Source organism: Flavobacterium flavipigmentatum (genome assembly GCF_020911905.1).
In the GTDB taxonomy this organism is placed as follows: domain Bacteria; phylum Bacteroidota; class Bacteroidia; order Flavobacteriales; family Flavobacteriaceae; genus Flavobacterium; species Flavobacterium flavipigmentatum.
Genome location: NZ_CP087133.1, coordinates 1,758,154 through 1,775,027, shown reverse-complemented (window position 1 = coordinate 1,775,027; position 16,874 = coordinate 1,758,154). Strand labels below are relative to the sequence as shown.

The following is a 16,874-nucleotide window of genomic DNA, read 5'->3' as shown; positions in this document are numbered from 1 at the left end:
TCTAATGAAATTTACTTTAGAAAATCAAAATTAATTTCCGAAATTATAGCGAAGTGTAAATCCAGCTCGAATGTTGGTCAACGGAAAGGAAGTTGAGATTACAGCTTTTGAAAACGAATGATCATAATAAAATATGGCGGTTAGATTTTTACTAAAAGAATAATCTGCCGTAAGTTTTAGTGACCAAATATTTTGTCCTGCCGCCAACTGATTGTTATTATAGTCTAAATATCGCACCAGAGTTTGATTATTTCGATAGGAAAAATCAGCTTTTATATTAATATCACTTTTTATAATTCCGGTTGGATTATCTGCCAAACGCGAAGAAAAAATCACATCTTTAAAACGATATCCAAGCCCCACGATATACTCAAGCCCTTTTACTTCGGTCAATAAATTATTATCAAAACTCATTGATAAAGCTCTATCTTTTTTCACTTCTGTCAAAATTCTTAAAGAACCTTTTAGCTCCAAATCTACTCGAAGCAGCGGACTAAATTGTTCTACCAGATTGACATTTGACATGATTGTTTTATTATAAAAATTATAATTTACGTCCTGATTAGTTGGTTTTCCAACATTTTCATCATAATCAAAATTAGACCTAAATTGATTAATTGTATAGGATGCTCTGTAATTGTGCTGCAATGAAAAACGCTTAAATCGATCTTTGAAAAATTTATAACGCATCAATCCGTTGTATTTTATACTCCAGTTAGGAATAGGAAAACTTTTAAAAATTCCTGTTGAAGCACTAGAAGCGCTACTTCCCGAATAAGCTGCCAAAAAAGACGGCAATAAAACGGCCTGATTGCTTTTTCCAAAACCTACTGGATATCCTTCGTTAGAAGAATAAACCTCTCTTTTCTTTTTATCTGGATCATTATTTGGATCGACAGGATCTGCTGGAATTGGGTTTGCAGCATCACCATATCTCGGAATTGGATTACCCGTACCATAATAATCTTCGGCCAAACGATTTGCAATTACTAGGCGATTTTGTCTAAAATCATCAAATGCCGCCGATTGAATTTCATCACTTTTAGAAAATGCCGTTTTGATCAATACCGTCGAGATAGAAAACATTCCATATGTATACGGCGACAACGGAAGATATTCGCCATTTATGACACTATATTGCTCAGATGAATTTTGAGAATACGTCCTATCCATCGTCAAATCGACTTTAAAATCCGGAAACAGATCTATGTTGGTCGTTACTTTTAACAACTTATTATTAACCTGCGTAAAATTCTGATTGAAATTTTCATAATTCGTCAGCCAGCCATTTTTAGCCGCTTCGTAACGCACATCGTCCTGACTGCCAAAAACAAATCCTAAATTAGGTTTTGATGTCCCTAAAAAACCTACACCCGGGATATAACCCGGCAAAACTGTTCCGCTATTTTCGGTATAATTTACTTGAATGCTTTTTATACTAGTCAAGACACCAATCACACCATCATAAAATGGGCTCTTTTTGGCCACAATATTATTATTTGTATTCACCACTTTTTCTCCTGGTTTTGGAGGTGCGGTAGGTTTTGGTTTTGCCGCTTTTTTCTGTCCAGGTGTCAAACCCAAATATTTGTACAACGTATTCATATTTAAAGTAGTTGTCAATGTATTGGAATTGGCATTCTGAATCGTATTCCCTAAGTTGTAAGCTGTCCCATTTTCATCAACAAACTCTGATAAAGCTGATGATGATCGTTGCCAATTATAATCTGCCGTATATGAATAGGTTGCTTTTACAAAATTAAAAATTGGAATTTTATTAATTGGAATTTCATAATTCAGAATCAATTGTTGGGTATGCTGATTAGGAGTTCCGATATCCCAGTAATCATCCCAAATATTAAAATCTTCTTTTGGAGTATTATCATCATTCAAATAATTTTTCACAATATTATTAGATGCTGCGGTATAGTTTAATTTTAAAGATTTAGTCAGATTAAAACCAAAGCCATATTGATAATTAAAAGCAAAATTTCGGCGGTAAAGCGGATCAAGACCAATTCCCTGCACGTCTTCAACCTGTCTAAATTGCTGACGATTGCTTTGTCTTAAAATATTTGTATTGAATGATATATTTGAAGGCAAATAATTGATATTAAAATCACTCAGCATTTTCCAATACTCGCTTTTCTTCATGAATTTAGTTTCTTTAAAAGGAGCTATTTCTTTTGGCTGAAACGTATATGCATAATTTACTGCCGAATTGGATTGCTCGTCTTCGTAGTTTTCTACTTCATAATCATGGCGCTCAACCTGATTATACGATTGAGAAAAAGTAAAATTCTCAACATCGTAAACATGTGGTTTTTGTTCTGGCGCTCTGTCTTTTCTAACCCCTATAAAATTGATGCTTTTACGTTTGGTATAATCAATTGCTCTGGTTCTGATGTTGTCTTTTTCTGCCTCATCTGTAGTTTCTCTCAACAACTGCTTAAGCTTGATATCCTGATTAAAAGGATCGTATTCCGGCGTTATAATCTCTTCTCCAATAGCATAATTAAACGGCAAATTGATCCCCCATTTTTGAGGCAGCAATTTTCCTAAATTCATATTGGTTACAATGTTGTATTGTTGAATATCTTCACGATCTCTTTCATTTGCACCTTGCTCCAAAGATCCGAAACCAATAGTGCTTTTTTTACCTGTAGCAGAAACAGTTGCAAAATCGGCCATATTGGTATCGATATTCAAAATAGCAGCCATACCGCCTTTGTTTTCCATGTCGGCCAGACGAAGTTCGTTAAACCAAACCTCCCCTTTTATATCTTTATGGTCTACATTACTTTTTATTCCGACCATTAAATTTCGAACCAGACCAAAATTTGGATTTCCTTTTATACCCAGTCTCAATTTATCATCTCCGTCAGATCCTGTGTCGTCTGGATAATAAATTCCGTCAAGCGGAAGTGTACTAGGATCAATACTCATTGCCTGAATTTTCATTTTGGTTAATAACTCCAAAAGCAAATTTATTTCGTTTTCTTCTGGCCACACCTGCTCCGCACTAATATTACATGCGCCACCTGTAGAAGTCATTTTTAATGGAATTTCGACTTGATAGAAATTCTGTGTAAAATCATTACCAAAACGAATAAAACCGACCATTTCATTATCACCAACAGCAGCTTCTCCTGCTAATGATTCTGCGTGTAAAAACATTTTTAGTTTTTTGTACTGACGCATATCAATACTTACATTTTTAAAAACTGCTCTGGAATCCTGAGGTTGCAGACCATTTCCGGCAACTCTCAAGGCCAATGACTGCTCGTTTTGATTGATTATTGTGTTATTATTATACAATTGTTCTCTTTGTACTCCCGGAGGCGTAACATAGTTTACAGGACATTTTGTATTGTTCTCCTGAATATTTACTGCTTGTACATCAAAATCGGTGTCGTCATCATCTTGATTTACATCCGAAGGATCAAGAGCAGTAGTATATCTTCTCCACTCGCCTCTTACCAGATCTAATGCTCCAAAACGGGCGGTTACCTGCTCAGTAAATCCTGTCATAAACATTCTCATGAATCGAATAGACCTAAAATCTGATATATTTCCAATGACATTCTGAGGTTGCGAAACAGGAATTTTAAATTGAATCCATCTTGCGGTAGTGGTATTTCCGTTAGGCAATTCTACGTCTGAAACTTCTCTGATATCAGTAATATAATTTTGCCCCACATTCATACCTGGTCTCAAATCAATACTATACTCATAATACGCATTGATTGTATTCATTGTATTATCGCGATTAATATCTTCAACATCAGGTAAAGTCGTTGCACCTCTGTTGGCCGCATTTATATCTACAGCAGAGTTGCCATCAAGACCATTATAATTTTTATAGCGCTCCTGAACTCCTCCGTTAGCATTCAAATAATACGTATAATCATCACCTGCGGGATCTGGATCAGAGGCGTAATTACTGTAAACAGCTGCTTCTTTAGCATTAGGCAAACCATCAAGTCCGACATCCTGATTGGATCTGTTGCCCGCATTATTATCAAATGCATAAATTAAAGATTGCGAAGCAGGAACATCTCCCCAAAGTGGCCGAGGCGTTACCAATAACTGATCGGGTCCCAGACCGTTCTCGTATTGCTTTCTTCCATCTTTTAAAATATCTTCGGAAACTTCACCTAAATTAAAATAAATTTTACCTGTATTGGATGGCTCAGTAGCACCGTTTCCTACATAAGGATCTAAAACCCAAAACTGAATATATTCAACATTACTTTGCTCAAAATTAGTCGAATTTAAAGCTCTCATAATACCACCATATTTTGAAGTAGCCGTTTCACTGCCAAAATTAGGATTATCATTATAAGGCCCTCTGTCTGAAGGATAATAACTCAGATCAAGGGTATTTATAACTTGTATTTGTCCTTGTGCAATGTCTGTATTTGGATATAGTTCCCTGCTGTAAACCCTTCTGGTTGTATTGAATGACAAGTCATCATTTGTAATTCCGGATGGTTTACTGGTATAAAATACAGGATCTATAGAATACCAAGCCAATTTTGCTCTTTTATACCCGTACTCTAAAGTTTCGGATTGCGCATTAAAAGTATTATCTCCAACAGAATTAATATAAGGTGTTGATGCCAGACTCCAGGCAAAAGCAGATCGCATATCGATAGTCGATTGTGAACCCTCAAAATCATCTACATAAATAGTAGATTCTCCCTGAAAATCTGCTGCTTTTGGGGCGTCTGGTTTTAAGAATGCTATTTCTCCTCTTATCGAAAGATTAGAAGGAACATCAGTATCTATATTTGGTAATTTATTAACCAATCTTGTCAAAAACGGAACCTCTGTAGAGTAATTTCCATTAAAACCAAAAATAGTATTATTTACAGATTCCTGTCCATAACTTGATTTTTGGGTAAAAGGTTTTTCGGTCATTTTTAAATACGTACCACCAATAACAAAATTATCAGAAATTTTATGTTCGATGTTAAAACCCATAAATCTTCGGGTTTGTTGTCCGAAGATAGAATTATTTTCTAACGAAACCTCTATAGGAGTATTAGACGCCTGAAGTGCAGGATCTAATATCTGAACTCTTCCTAATTGATAATTTACGCTATAATCAACTCCTTCAACCAAAACTCTTCCGCCGGCAGTAACTACAACAGACCCTTGTGGCACGTTGAAAGCTCCAATTGGAATCCCGTCACTGCCCGTTGACTTGTATTTACCTCTTAATAAAAATTTATTTTTATCACTATCCTGCAGCGCTCCGGATTGTGTGTTTTTGTACATGTTTCTAAACACATACTTTCTTTGGTTAGCATTATAGGTTGTTGGATCGCTGTAGTTTTCCCCCATTCCGGAGTTCTGCAATTTTTCGAATAATAATTCTCCAAAAGGTTCTTTTCGGGTAAAAATAATTCGCCCATTCTGAGCGTCTACTGTGATCCCCGGAAGATAATCAAAGAAACCGTCTCCCCCAACTTGTGGATCGTTATTGAAATTTAATTTATCCAAATTAAAAACTTTCAATAAGGGCGTTTCTTCTACTTTATTATCTGGCGTTGGGTTTGCCGGAAAAGGACTTCCTGCTACCGGACTAATGTAATTGATAGGAGAGGGATCACTGTAAAGAATATTAAACCTAAAATCTTCGGGTTTGATTTGATACGCTCCCGGGATTTGATAAATATTTTTCATCATCAAATTCCAAACTGGATTTTTGACATTGGTCAAACTGCTTTTAAGCATTTTTAAAATCAAACTCTGCGTAATTACCGCTTGATTATTATTAGCCGTATTTCCTGTTACAACCGTTGCATCAACTCCATCACTACCAAACTCTCCCACCTGAAAAACTTCTCCGCCAATAGTATATTCATACGCAACTGCAAGGATTTCATCATTCGCCAAGCGTTGTTGCAGCGAAACATATCCTAACTGAGGATTAAAAGTAAATTCGTTTGAAGTTAATTTTCTGGCATTTTCTAAGATAGAATAATCGGTTCCTTCGTTAACATTACCATTTGTAAAACCACTTTTTGCGGTCACAATTTCTCGAATGTTGGCATTCAGAAAACCTCCATTCCCTATTAAATCAGGGTCGTATTTATTATTCGAATTGTCTGTAGGAGAACTAACCGGTTTATTAAAAAACCCTGTAGACGGATTAATAACTACTACTTCTTCATCTGGAACTCCAGTATATTGTGCCTCACCCAAATCCTGAAGAGCAATAATATTACGTAAATTATTACTGGTTGTACTTACCCTATTTTGTTTATTGGTCACCCAAACTTCTATTCTGGTAATCTGAACGCGGCTGTCTATAAAAGGATAATTCTTGAGCGATGCATCGTACTTATTTCTAAAATATTGTGATAAGAAAAAGTGTCGATCATTATCATAATCAAGAGCAAATAAATCAAAATTCTGAATTGTACCGCCTCCTTCTGCAACTACACTTTTGGTCTGTGATTTTTGCTCCGAAAATACTCCTGTAACGGTAGTTCGGCCAAATTGCAACTGGGTTTTTACCCCAAATAAGCTTTGTGCGCCTCGAATCAAGGTACTGTTCAAAGGCATACTCACATTTCCAACTTCTACTTTCTGAATAATATCATCCTCAGAAGGTGTATATTCTAATTTAAAAAGGTTTTGAAATGCAAAAGTGGATTGTGTATCATAATTAGCATTTACTGCCAATCGAGTTCCAACTTTACCCATTAAACTCATACTGATTCTTTGATCAAAATCAAAAGTAAAACTAGAGCGATTTCTTGGAGAAAAAGCGGGATTGTCTTGCTTGGTATAACGCATTCCTAAATCCATTTCAACAGAACCGGTAGGTTTTACATCAATAGTGTTGCTCCCAAAAATACTTTCAAAAAGACTGGAATTGATATAATATCGTGGCAATAAATCTTTTTTCGCGTCTTTACTCGCTAATTTTTTACCATCGATTGCGTCTGCTTTTTTTCTAAAATAATCTCTTCGGGATTCTTTCAAAACCAAATCTTCATATTCTTTTGGAGTTAGAATAAGAGGGTAATCTATAGAAAAACCATCAACAGTCGTCGAGTAAATATAACGGTCTGTGATAGGGTCATATTTGTATGCCGAAAGAACACTTTCCGGATTTTTCAATTCAATCTTCCCGACAGAAAACGTTGTTTTTGTTGTATCCTGAGCTGCTTGATTTACTTGTGCCTGCGATGCAAATCCACAAAATAAAAACAACAAGCAAATACAAATTTTATTCATACAAATTTTGTTTCTAAATGATCGTTATAAACTTTTCAAGGCTTTTTTAATGATAGATTCAACCGTAGCTTCTGGATCTTCTTTTACGATTTTCTCTACCACTTTTTCAGAAGTTTTTCTAATAAATCCTAAAACTTCTAAAGCAGATAACGCTTCATCTCTATTTGTATTGTTTTGAACTACAGAAACTTCGTCTAAATCATATAATTTTAAAACTTTTTCTTTTAAATCAAGGATAACTCGCTGTGCAGTTTTGTTGCCGATGCCTTTGATAGATTGAATTACACCTACATCTCCTGATGCAATGGCGTTGATAATTTGTTTTGGCTCCAGCGATGACAACATCGTTCTGGCAATATTGGCTCCGATGCCCGAAACAGAGAGTAACATTCTAAATATCTCTCTTTCAGATTTTTCGACAAAACCAAATAAAGTATGCGCATCCTCTTTTATTAGAAGATGCGTATACAATTTTATAAAATCCGTTTTAGGGATTAAGGAAAAGGTGTGTAAAGATATATTTATGTGATATCCCACTCCTCCACAGTCTATTACAACTTCTGTGGGATTTTTTTCTACCAATTTCCCCTGCAAATGTGCTATCATAGTATAATTTATAGTACCAAATATAATAAAATTGATGTATAATACCACAATTTCATCCGATACTTCGCAGAACTATCCTATTTGGTTGCTTTAATTCTCTTGCTTTCTTTTTCCTGTGCATCAATTACAGCAATAGCAGCCATATTTACCATTTCTTCAACGCTTGCACCCAATTGAAAAACGTGAACTGGTTTGCCCATTCCCATCATGATTGGTCCGATAGAATCTACTTTATAAAGCTCTTTTAGCAATTTATAAGTAATATTTGCAGACTCTAAATTAGGAAAAATCAAGGTATTTACTTTTTTTCCTGCCAATTTAGAAAAAGGGAATTTTTCTTGTAACATCTCTGGATTCAAAGCAAAATCTGCCTGAATTTCTCCATCAACAATCAGTTCAGGATGATTTTTATGTAAATAAGATACTGCTTCTCTTACTTTTGCTGCTCCTTCGTGTGTTGAAGATCCAAAATTAGAAAAAGAAACCATTGCCATTACAGGTTCAACACCAAACATTTTAGCTGTTTTAGCGGTCATCAAAGCAATATTGACCAACTCTTGTGAAGATGGATTAATATTGATTGCAGTATCTGATAAAAACATTGGCCCTCTGGCCGTCATCATCATATTTGCTGTGGCAACAATTGAAGCTCCACTTGCTTTCTCTATCAGCTGCAACATTGGTTTTACTACCGAAGGGTAACTTCTGGAATGCCCTGTAACCAATGCATCCGCTTCTCCTTCGTTTACCATCATCGCTGCAAAATAATTACGCTCACGCATTATCTTTTGTGAGTCAAGCAACGAAATTCCGCGTCTTTCTCTTGTTTTCCAGTATGAATTGGCAAATCTGTTTCTTCTATCTTCTTCTTCTTTAGTTTTAGGATCAATAATCTCAATATCGGCCTCAAAACCTAACTCTTCTTTAAGCTCCAGAATGATTTCTTTATTTCCTAATAAAATAGGGAATCCGATACCTTCTTCATACACAATTTGAGCAGCTTTCAATACATTCAAATGATCGGCCTCAGCAAAAACAATTTTCTTAGGATCCATTTTTGCACGATTTGTAATCAATCGAACCATTTTATTATCGTTTCCTAAACGCTCCAAAAGCTTGTCTTCGTAAGCTGCCCAATCTGTAATAGGATTTTTTGCAACTCCGGAATCCATAGCTGCTTTTGCAACTGCAGGCGCTACCACCGTAATCAATCTTGGATCAAATGGTTTTGGAATAATGTATTGTCTTCCGAAACCTAATTTTGTTGCTCCATACGCCACATTTACTTGCTCCGGAACTGGTTCTTTTGCTAAAATTGCCAAAGCTTTTACCGCGGCCATTTTCATAGCTTCGTTAATTTTTGTCGCTCTAACATCTAACGCACCTCTAAAAATATATGGAAAACCAAGAACGTTATTCACCTGATTAGGATAATCAGAACGGCCTGTAGCCATAATAACGTCATCACGGGTCGCTATGGCCAGATTATAATCGATTTCAGGATTTGGATTGGCCATTGCAAAAACAATAGGATTATCCGCCATACCTAATAACATTTCTGGAGACATGATATCTCCAGAAGATAATCCTAAGAAAATATCTGCGCCTTTTAATGCTTCTTTCAAATCAACCGAAGGAATATCAACAGCATATTTTAACTGCATTTCTGACAGCGAAGGATTATTTTTTGTCAAAAGTCCTTTGCTGTTAAACATTAAAATATTTTCAACTTTTACGCCTAATAACACATACAAATCAGCACAAGCCAAAGCAGCCGAACCTGCACCGGAAACCACCATTTTTACGTCTTCGGCTTTTTTACCGGCCAATTCAAGAGCGTTTATTAAAGCTGCCGAAGAAATAATTGCCGTACCATGTTGATCGTCATGCATCACCGGAATATCCAGTTCTTCTACCAGTCTTCTTTCAATTTCAAAAGATTCCGGAGCTTTGATATCCTCCAGATTAATACCTCCAAAAGTAGGTGCAATATTTTTTACTGTTTGAATAAATTCTTCAACATCTTTGGTATTTATTTCGATATCAAAAACATCTATATCAGAGAAAATTTTAAACAACAAGCCTTTTCCTTCCATCACTGGTTTAGAAGCTTCAGGACCAATATCACCAAGTCCTAACACTGCTGTACCGTTCGAAATTACGGCAACCAAATTGCCTTTGGCTGTATATTTGTAAACATCATCAATGTTTTTTGCAATCTCTAAACATGGCTCTGCAACACCTGGCGAATAAGCCAATGATAAGTCTCTTTGGGTTGCGTATTTTTTTGTTGGAACTACCTGAATTTTCCCTGGAGTTGGTTCTGAATGATACAGTAACGCTTCTCTTTTTTTATTGTCTTTACTCATTCGTTTTTAGCTTTTATTCTAGCTTACAAAGATAGAAGTCTTGGTTTAAAATGACATGATTTTATACATTTCTTTTCTCAAAAATAACTTTTTAACAAACGAGCAAAAAAAATAGCCCAACATATTTTAGGCTATTTCATACATTTTATTTTTACTTTAATTTATTGTGAAATATAAGAGTTTAGATGGTTTATGGTATCTTTTTGAATTTCGATGATCGCTTTTACCACATCACTTATAGAGATGATTCCGACTACGGTTTCTTCATCTTTTACGGGCAAATGTCGAATTCTTTTTGTACTCATAATTTCCATGCAAGTATCAATATTATCCGTAGATTTTATAGTAAAAACATTGCTTTCCATGATTTCACTCACCAAAGTTTCCTTTGATGATTTGTCTTTCAAAACAATTTTTCGAGCATAATCTCTTTCCGATAATATTCCTTTTAGATCAGTACCTTCTATTACTAATATGGCTCCAATATTCTTTTCTCCCATCACCTTCAAGGCTTCATATACAGTTGTCGTTGGCAGTACCGAAAAAACATCTCTTCCTTTTGTGCTTAATATTTGATTTACAGTCATATTTGAAAAATTTTAGAAAGCTAAAGTTAAGAAAAATACCATAAAGAAAACAACCAAAAACTATTAAATAGTTGTTTTTGAATATAATACATCATTTTAGAGAGACAAAAAACATTCTTTTATCAAAAGAAATAAATTTGACTGCTTTTTTAATTAAATCTCAGACTTTTTGACTTTTTTCTAAAACATATACTACTTACAACTACCACTTAGCAAACTATGCCTTAACTACTTGTCCAGATTTAGTGACAGCTTTTAAGATGCATAATTACAGACATTGCAGAAACAAATAACCTAAATAAATGCGTTTTTAAGAGTAAAGTTTTGCATACGCCGCCTTGATTTGTGGAATACCACTATTGTAAAGAGATTGCTTCGAATTGAAAATTATCAGCAGAAATAAATTGAGCGAAATGAGGTAGAGATAGATAAAGAGCTCTGAAATGAAGCTTTCGAAATTGATATAAAAAAAATATAAAGTGTAGACCATAGGTATATAGGTTCTAAGATTATGCTTACGCTTAAATTTGGTAGTTTTGGATGTGCTAAAGTATACAAAGACTTAACTAATCACTACATTAGTCGATAAAAAGCCTAATTAAACGTTGAATTACAGGTTTTAAGGAGTGTAAAGCAGGTATTTGTGGAAAAAACATAATTTTTTACTAACAAATGACCAAAAAAAGTCTTACAAATTCTTAATATCTCATCATTTGGTTTTATTTCTTATTAAAAATGTATTTTATGTAAAATTAACGCCTTTTTTAATATAAATAATAAGATAACATATTTAAAGTAATGAAAAAATATTAAACTAATATCTTAAAAAGTAGATTTCAAAAATGTAATATTGCGTTTCAGTCCCTCATATTTGGTTCTTTTGATGGGAGAATTTTTAAAAACAGCTCGAAAAGTTTCTTCCGTAATTTCTTCCCAGTCTTTTTTTGTAAAGGAGAGCAAATCTTGATTTGTATTGAATAAAGGTTCTGAATGAGGTTTTGAAAATCGGTTCCACGGGCAAACATCCTGACAGGTATCACAACCAAACATCCAGTCATCAAATTGTCCTTTCATCTCATAGGGAATATTCTCTTTGAGTTCGATCGTAAAATAAGAAATGCATTTACTACCATCAACCACATATGGAGCTACAATGGCTTGCGTTGGACATGCGTCTATGCAGGCCGTGCAGGAACCGCAATGATCTGTAGTAGCATGGTCGTATTCTAAATCTAAATCTATAATTAGCTCTGCTATAAAATAAAAAGAGCCTACTTTTTGGGTCAATAAATTACTGTTTTTACCTCTCCAACCCAAGCCACTTTTGGCCGCCCAGGCCTTGTCTAAAACGGGTGCAGAATCAACAAAAGCACGCCCGGAAACTTCACCAATATTTTCATTAATAGAATGCAGAAATTCTTTTAATTTTTCTTTGATAACAAAATGATAATCCTGCCCGTAAGCATATTTTGAAATCTTAAAACTCTCTTCATTTTGCATCTCTGATGGATAATAATTCAGCAAAAGTGAAACCACACTTTTAGCATCATCAACAAGCAAAGTTGGATCTAAACGTTTATCAAAATTATTTTCCATGTAAGTCATTTGGCCGTGATAATTATTATTGAGCCATTTTTCTAAACGTGGTGCTTCTTCCTCTAAAAAGCCAGCTTTCGATATCCCACAAGAAAGAAAACCAAGTCTTTTTGCCTCGGATTTTATGAATTTTGAATGATCACTTTTTTGGGAAATGAGGGTCATCTTTTAGAAAATATAACTTGTGCTCCTACCGGCTTTAAAGTTATCAAAGGATTAAGTTGAAGATCGGCACCTGTAGCCTTTATTTCGTAATTTTTTACAAGATAGGAAAGTGTCAAACACATTTCGTAAATAGCAAATCCAACTCCGATGCACATTCTGGGACCTGCACCAAAAGGATAAAAATATTGCATCGATTCCTTTTTTTGCTCTCCCAAAAATCGTTCTGGATTAAATTCCTGCGGGTTTTTCCAGTATTTAGGATTTCTGTGTAATTCATAAAAAGAAACACCAATCAAAGTTCCTTTTAATAAATTATAATCTCCAATACTATCATCAGAAACATTCTCCCTATCCACAATCCAGGCAGGCGGATACAACCTCATAGATTCGTTTAAAACAGCATTTATATACGTCATTTTTTGCAATCTGTCGAAAACATTATCTGTTTCTGCTTCTATTTGATGGATTTCCTGTAAAATTTTATGCTGAATTTCCGGATGCTTAGCCAAAAGATAAAGCGTAAAAGTCATCGCATTGGCAGTTGTCTCGTGACCGGCTATAAACAAAATTTTGATTTCATCAATCAATTGATTTACCGACATTCCTTCGCCTGTATCTTCATATCGAGTTTCTAAAAGCATATTCAGCAAATCATTTACTTCTTGTTTTGAGGCTACTCTTTCCTCTACAATTTCCTTAATAATCTTATTGCTTTCTAAAGCCAGTAAACGATGTTTCTTTACCTGACCACTTAATGAAAACCACCACGCTTTATGAGGAAGACGTATTTCTTTGACTAAGAAATTTTGAACTTCTTCGATAATAAATTTTAATCGATCAAACTTGTTTTCTGCTGTCGAAATTTTAAATAAAGACTTTGCCACAACATCAAAAGCCAATTGACTCATTATAACAAAAAGATCAACAGGCTCATCCTTTGTCAAAAATGCTAATTCATTAGCAATGATAACTTCCATATTTTCGACTAGCTGATTCATTTTCTGTTTATGAAAAGCAGGCTGAATCAAACGTCTTTGTTTTAACCAGAAGTCACCATTGGCGGTCAAAAGCCCTTGTCCTAAATATTTTGAAAGATAAACCGTCTGGATTTGAGATTTCTGATAATTTTTTTGATTTTTTTGTAAAATATATTGGGCAACATCATTATCTCTTGATAATATTACATGTTTCGTTCTCCCTATTTTTATAGAAAAGGAATCACCCAATTTATCGAAATACTTTTTATGATATGGAATTGGATTACGACGAATTCCTTCTGCATCTAAAAAGAATTTAGCTATTGAAAGTTTAGGCGGATACGTATATTTTTTATTTTCTAACATTTTAAATTATTAAAATAACCCGCCTTGAATATTGGTGTTTATTTTGCCCAAATGTTTATAAGCTTTATCGGTAACTTCTCGTCCTCGGGGCGTTCGCATAATAAATCCCTCCTGAATTAAGAATGGTTCATAAACTTCTTCTATAGTTTCGCTACTCTCAGAAACTGCTGTTGCCAAAGTAGAAAGTCCAACAGGACCACCTTTAAACTTATTAATAATCGTTAATAAAATTTTATTATCCATTTCGTCAAGACCGTGCGCATCTACATTAAGCGCTTTTAAAGCATAACGTGCAATCTCGATATCTATTGTTCCATTTCCTTTAATTTGTGCGAAATCACGTACTCTTCGCAACAATGCATTAGCAATACGAGGTGTTCCACGGCTGCGTCCTGCAATTTCGATAGCAGCATCAAGTGAAATCGGCATTTTTAGTATGGATGCACTTCTTTCTACAATTGTAGTTAGAAGCTCTGTAGTGTAATATTGCAAACGTGAAGAAATACCAAAACGCGCACGCATAGGAGCAGTTAACAATCCCGAACGAGTTGTTGCCCCAATAAGTGTAAAAGGATTTAAGTTAATTTGAACGGTTCTGGCATTAGGCCCAGATTCGATCATAATATCAATTTTAAAATCTTCCATTGCAGAATATAAATATTCTTCTACAATAGGACTTAAACGATGAATCTCGTCTATAAATAATACATCTCTCTCTTCAAGATTAGTCAGTAATCCTGCTAAATCACCGGGTTTATCTAAAACAGGACCAGAAGTAATTTTAATTCCAACTTCAAGTTCATTGGCCAAAATATTAGCCAAAGTCGTTTTTCCTAAACCAGGAGGCCCATGAAACAAAGTGTGATCAAGCGCTTCACCACGTTGATTGGCTGCTGCTACAAAAACTTTCAAATTCTCCAAAACCTGATCTTGCCCTGCAAAATCATCAAATGATAGTGGACGTAATCTTTTTTCGAGATCTAATTCTTCCGGATTGTATCCTTTTGCAGTAGGATCTAGATTTTCATTCATCTTACAAAGATATACAAACTAATCAGTTTGTAAAACATGAAATTTAGACATCGTAAACTTTAACTAAAACAAAAAAGACTATCATTACTGACAGTCTTTTCTATATTTTTTTTAGTGATGTAAAACTTCTTCACCTTCTTTCATTGGTACATTTTGCGGTACAAAATCTACATCATGATTTGGATTACTATAATCGTAAGGCCAACGGTGTACGTGAGGAATTTCTCCCGGCCAGTTACCGTGAATGTGCTCTACAGGAGTAGTCCATTCCAAAGTTGTAGATCTCCAAGGATTTTGAACTGCTTTTTTACCATAGAAAATACTACTGAAAAAGTTGTACAAAAATACTAATTGGAAAGCTCCACCGATTAAAGCAAATGTAGTAATTAAAACATTCACATTTTGTAAATCATCAAATAATGGGAAGTTTGTATTGGTATAGTAACGTCTTGGTAAACCAGCTAATCCGATAAAGTGCATTGGAAAAAATACTCCGTAAGCACAAACTGCTGTTACCCAAAAGTGAATATAACCTAGATTCTTATTCAACATTCTTCCGTACATTTTAGGAAACCAATGGTAAATTCCACCAAACATTCCGTAAAGTGCAGAGATACCCATTACTAGGTGAAAGTGAGCAATTACAAAATAAGTATCATGAACATTAATATCTAAAGTACTATCTCCTAAAATGATTCCAGTTAACCCTCCAGTGATGAAAGTTGAAACCATTCCGATTGAGAATAACATAGCAGGATTGAATTGTAGGTTACCCTTCCATAAAGTTGTAATCCAGTTGAACGCTTTTACAGCAGACGGGATTGCAATCAATAAAGTAGTAAAAGTAAATACAGATCCTAAGAAAGGATTCATACCTGAAATAAACATGTGGTGACCCCAAACAATTGTAGATAAAAATGCAATTGCAAGAACCGACATGATCATCGCTCTATATCCGAAAATTGGTTTACGAGAATTCGTAGCCATAATCTCAGAAACTAGACCCATTGCTGGCAAAATTACGATATAAACCTCAGGATGTCCTAAGAACCAGAATAAGTGTTCAAATAAAACTGGCGAACCACCTTGGTAGTGTAAAACCTCTCCTGCAATATAAATATCAGATAAGAAGAAAGAAGTACCAAAACTTCTGTCAAAAATCAATAATAAGGCAGCAGACAATAAAACCGGGAACGAAATAACACCAATAATAGCAGTTACAAAAAACGTCCAGATTGTTAATGGAAGTCTGGTCATAGACATTCCTTTAGTTCTTAAATTGATAACCGTAACAATGTAATTTAAAGATCCCATTAATGAAGATGCAATAAAGATAGCCATCGAAACTAACCATAAAGTCATACCAGTTCCAGAACCTGGAATTGCTTGTGGTAAAGCACTTAAAGGAGGATAAATTGTCCAACCCGCAGAAGCCGGTCCTGCTTCGACAAACAATGAAGCCACCATGATAACAGCAGATAAGAAAAATAACCAATATGAAATCATGTTCATGAAACCTGATGCCATATCTCGTGCTCCAATTTGAAGAGGAATAAGCAAATTACTAAAAGTACCACTTAGACCAGCAGTCAATACAAAGAATACCATGATGGTACCATGTATTGTAACCAAAGCCAAATAAATATCGTTGGCCATTACACCATTTGGTGCAAATTTATCTCCTAATAATACATTAAAAATTTTGAAAGACTCTTCAGGCCAAGCCAATTGCATTCTAAAAAGCAAAGACATTGCAATACCTATGATTCCCATAATAATACCTGTAATCAAGTATTGTTTAGCAATCATTTTGTGATCAATACTAAAGATATATTTAGTAATGAAAGTCTCTTTATGATGATGTTCGTGCTCGTGATCGTGTCCGTGATCGTGTGCTTCTGCTGACATATATGTATACTTTA

8 protein-coding genes are annotated in these 16,874 nt (G+C 34.8%); all 8 read right to left on the bottom strand.

Annotation, left to right across the window (positions count from 1 at the left end; all coding sequences use genetic code 11):
• Positions 1-30: 30 nt before the first annotated feature.
• Positions 31-7,254, bottom strand: a complete 7,224-nt coding sequence (gene sov / locus LNP22_RS07975; RefSeq protein WP_229976066.1) for a T9SS outer membrane translocon Sov/SprA — start codon at positions 7,252-7,254, stop codon at positions 31-33.
• 24 nt (positions 7,255-7,278) lie between these two features.
• Entirely contained in the window at positions 7,279-7,860 is a 582-nt protein-coding gene (gene ruvA, locus LNP22_RS07970) for a Holliday junction branch migration protein RuvA (RefSeq protein WP_210664591.1), read from the bottom strand.
• Positions 7,861-7,937: 77 nt separating this feature from the next.
• Complete coding sequence (locus LNP22_RS07965) at positions 7,938-10,229, bottom strand: NADP-dependent malic enzyme (RefSeq protein WP_229976065.1); 2,292 nt, start codon at positions 10,227-10,229, stop codon at positions 7,938-7,940.
• Positions 10,230-10,390: 161 nt separating this feature from the next.
• A complete protein-coding gene (locus tag LNP22_RS07960) occupies positions 10,391-10,816 on the bottom strand; it encodes a CBS domain-containing protein (RefSeq protein WP_210664589.1) in 426 nt (141 codons plus the stop codon).
• 822 nt (positions 10,817-11,638) lie between these two features.
• Positions 11,639-12,577, bottom strand: a complete 939-nt coding sequence (gene queG, locus LNP22_RS07955; protein ID WP_210664588.1) for a tRNA epoxyqueuosine(34) reductase QueG — start codon at positions 12,575-12,577, stop codon at positions 11,639-11,641.
• Entirely contained in the window at positions 12,574-13,920 is a 1,347-nt protein-coding gene (locus LNP22_RS07950) for a cytochrome P450 (RefSeq protein WP_229976064.1), read from the bottom strand. The genes queG and LNP22_RS07950 overlap by 4 nt, the downstream gene beginning before the upstream one ends.
• Positions 13,921-13,929: 9 nt before the next feature.
• A complete protein-coding gene (ruvB, locus tag LNP22_RS07945; RefSeq protein WP_210664586.1) occupies positions 13,930-14,952 on the bottom strand; it encodes a Holliday junction branch migration DNA helicase RuvB in 1,023 nt (340 codons plus the stop codon).
• A 111-nt stretch (positions 14,953-15,063) separates the two neighbouring features.
• Positions 15,064-16,860 (bottom strand): cytochrome c oxidase subunit I, encoded by a 1,797-nt coding sequence (locus tag LNP22_RS07940; RefSeq protein ID WP_210664585.1) that lies wholly within the window; start codon positions 16,858-16,860, stop codon positions 15,064-15,066.
• Positions 16,861-16,874 lie beyond the last annotated feature (14 nt).